Origin of the sequence: Mycobacterium sp. (assembly GCF_035653355.1) — a bacterium.
In the GTDB taxonomy this organism is placed as follows: Bacteria; Actinomycetota; Actinomycetes; order Mycobacteriales; family Mycobacteriaceae; genus Mycobacterium.
This window is the reverse complement of record NZ_DASRBZ010000022.1, coordinates 1-2,990: the sequence shown is the minus strand read 5'-3', so window position 1 is coordinate 2,990 and position 2,990 is coordinate 1. Positions and strand designations below refer to the sequence as shown.

General features: G+C 66.6%; 3 protein-coding genes. 1 reads left to right on the top strand and 2 read right to left on the bottom strand.

Annotated features, from left to right (window positions below; translation table 11 throughout):
- A partial coding sequence (locus VFA16_RS00730) for a DUF5336 domain-containing protein (RefSeq protein WP_324965977.1) occupies window positions 1-682 on the bottom strand: 682 nt, incomplete at its 3' end.
- A 267-nt stretch (window positions 683-949) separates the two neighbouring features.
- On the opposite strand from VFA16_RS00730, the gene VFA16_RS00725 reads away from it, so the two are divergent.
- Window positions 950-1,798, top strand: a complete 849-nt coding sequence (locus VFA16_RS00725; RefSeq protein WP_324965976.1) for an LLM class F420-dependent oxidoreductase — start codon at window positions 950-952, stop codon at window positions 1,796-1,798.
- Window positions 1,799-1,863: 65 nt separating this feature from the next.
- On the opposite strand, the gene VFA16_RS00720 is transcribed toward VFA16_RS00725, so the two are convergent.
- A partial coding sequence (locus VFA16_RS00720; protein ID WP_324965975.1) for an acetyl-CoA acetyltransferase occupies window positions 1,864-2,990 on the bottom strand: 1,127 nt, incomplete at its 5' end.

Genomic DNA, 2,990 nt, shown 5'->3' with positions numbered 1-2,990 from the left:
CTTGCTGCGAACCCTGCTGGTGACCAACCGCGCCGAAGCCGCCTGTGGAGGGCCCGGAATAACCGCCGAACTGCGACCCGTAGCCGGAAGGACCGTGATGCTGGAACGGGGCGTGTTGCTGACCCTGAGGCTGACCGTAGTATCCGCCGTACTGCCCGTATTGCGCGTACTGGTCGTATTTGGGCCGTGGCGCCGGGGGCGTGACGACGCCCGCGTCCAACAAAAGCGCTCCCACGGCGGCGATGGCCTGCAACACCGTGCACGCCAGCACAAACCACAGCGCCCAGCGGATGGAGAAGCCGCTGGGTTTGCTCAGCGTCTCTTGTATCACCACCAACGCGGCTAACACCGCTACCGCCGCGACTATCGCGTGGTAGTTCTTGGCTTTGGGCAGCAAACTGACCGCGGCCAGCAGCCCGGCCAGCAAGGCCGCGGCGACACCGAGGCTTCCGCCGCCGCTGGAAATCTCGTCCCCGGCCGGTCCCACATCGGCGCTGATCGTCAGCATGGGACCGAAACTCGCCAGGTACGCCGCCAAACCGAGTGCCACCACCGCGATGGTCAAGTAGAGCGGGAGCTTGCTGGCGGTGTCATCGGACTTGGCGAACGACGGTGTGGAGCCTCCGTACGAGCCAGGGGACTGCGCGGGCTGATATCCGGGGCTACCGGGCGAGTAGGTCATTGCTTCTCCTGTGCTTCCAGTGCCGTTGGGCGCCACGGTGTTGCGACGCTCTATTCCCCAGGCGCCGCTTCCGCGCGACGCTGCGTGGACCGCTCCATGAACGCCGTGACTTGCCAGCGCAGGCGTTGCGACGCGATTCGACCATCCACGCTAGCGCACGTTGCAGCGGGGGTGTCGCGGCGATCGGCGTGTCACGTGGCGAGGCAGCGACCCGGCGAATCGCTGCCCGCTTGCTCGCCCAAGGTGAAACACGTTCTAATTCTCGGCATGGATTACGGGCTTGTGCTTTTTACCAGCGACCGTGGCATCGCCCCTGCGGCGGCCGCCAGGCTTGCCGAGGATCACGGCTTCCGCACCTTTTACGTGCCCGAGCACACCCACATACCGGTGAAGCGGCAGGCTGCGCATCCGACGACGGGCGACGCGTCGCTTCCCGATGACCGTTACATGCGCACTCTCGACCCGTGGGTGAGCCTCGGCACGGCATGCGCGGTCACCTCCCGGGTGCGCTTGTCCACCGCGGTGGCGCTGCCTGTCGAGCACGACCCGATCACGCTCGCGAAGTCCATTGCCACCCTCGACCATCTGTCGGGCGGCCGGGTCAGCCTCGGCGTCGGCTTCGGCTGGAACACTGACGAACTCACCGACCACGGCGTGCCACCAGGGCGGCGACGCACAATGCTGCGCGAATACATCGAGGCGATGCGGGCGCTGTGGACGCAGGAAGAAGCTGCCTACGAGGGCGAATTCGTCAACTTCGGGCCCAGCTGGGCCTGGCCGAAGCCGGTGCAAAAGCACATTCCGGTATTGGTGGGCGCCGCCGGCACCGAAAAGAACTTCAAGTGGATTGCCCGTAGCGCCGACGGCTGGATCACCACTCCCCGCGACTTCGACATCGACGAGCCGGTGAAGCTGTTGCAAGACGTTTGGGCAAGCGCGGACCGAGAGGGGGCGCCGCAGATTGTGGCCCTGGATTTCAAGCCGGTGCCGGAGAAGCTGGCGCACTGGGCTGAATTAGGGGTAACCGAGGTGCTTTTCGGATTGCCCGACCGCTCTGAGGACGAGATCGCTGCCTACGTCGAGCGGCTGGCGGGCAAGCTCGCGGCTGCGGCCTAAGCGCGAGCAGACGCAAAAGGCACCCAACACGCCGAGGGAAAAAGGGGCCTCTGCGTCTTCTCGGCCTAGAGGCTGCAGCGGTTGCCGTAGTCGAAGGAGCGAACCGACACCGGGTGCCCGAGCGGATCGCCGTCGGTGAGCAGCGCGATCAGCTCCTCGTCCTCGGTGGTGGCAAGAAACCGGCTGTCGTCGGCGTCGAGGTGGCCGATGATGATTCCGGTCAGACGCCCGTTGTCGCGGCGCACGGTGTAGGTCTCGATCGTGCCTGGGCCGTCGGCATGCTCGGTAACCGCGACGGTGGGTGCCGCGGCGATCTGGGTCTGCAGCTCTGCACTGCGGTCGGCCTTCCACTCCACCGGCGTAGTCGAGTAGACGCCGACCGAGTACTTGCTCATGATGCCGCCGTTCGCGCCGACGAGGCCGAATTCCCCTGCCGCGCTGCGCATTCGGATGACTGTCTCCGCGACGCCGTGCATCGAGTAGTTGTTGCCGGCCCCGCCGAAGAACGGCAGCCCGCCGGTCAGGGTCAGGCCGCGCGGGTCGTCGGGTGCGATGCTCATGCCGTCGCAGATGTTGAACACCGGCACCGGAAAGCAGCTGTACAGGTCGAAGGTGGCGACCTCGTCGATCCCGATGCCGGCCACTCTCAGCGCCTCCTGCACAGCCATCACCGCCGAGGGGGCATGCCCCAGATCGGGCCGGTCCAAAAGACTCTGGTCGGCCAGGTCGGCGTGGCCGTGCAGGTACACCCAGTTGTCCTCCGGCACGCCCAGTCGCTGCGCGGCTCCCACCGACATCAGCAGCGCGGCTGCGCCCTGGTTCACCTGATCTCGGGCGACGAGCAGCCGGGGATAGGGGTCGGAGATCATCCGGTTGCTTTCGGTGACGGTGATCAGCTCCTCGACGCTGCGCTCGACGGGCGCGGCGGCGAACGGGTTGGCGGCGGCGACTTTGGTGAACGGCGCGAACAGCTCGCCCATTGAACGCAGGTACTCGCCCGGGCTCAGACCGGTGCCGGCCCTTCGGGCGTTTTCCAGCAGCGCGTATTGGGTCGGGGCGTCCACCAGGCCGTGGATTACGGTGTAGCGGCTGATGAGTCCTTCCAGACCGTAGCCGCGGTCTTCGAGCGAGCCCTCGACCGTCTCGGAGAAGTCCGGGCGGTTGTCCGATTCAGCGAAGTAGCGGGTGGTGG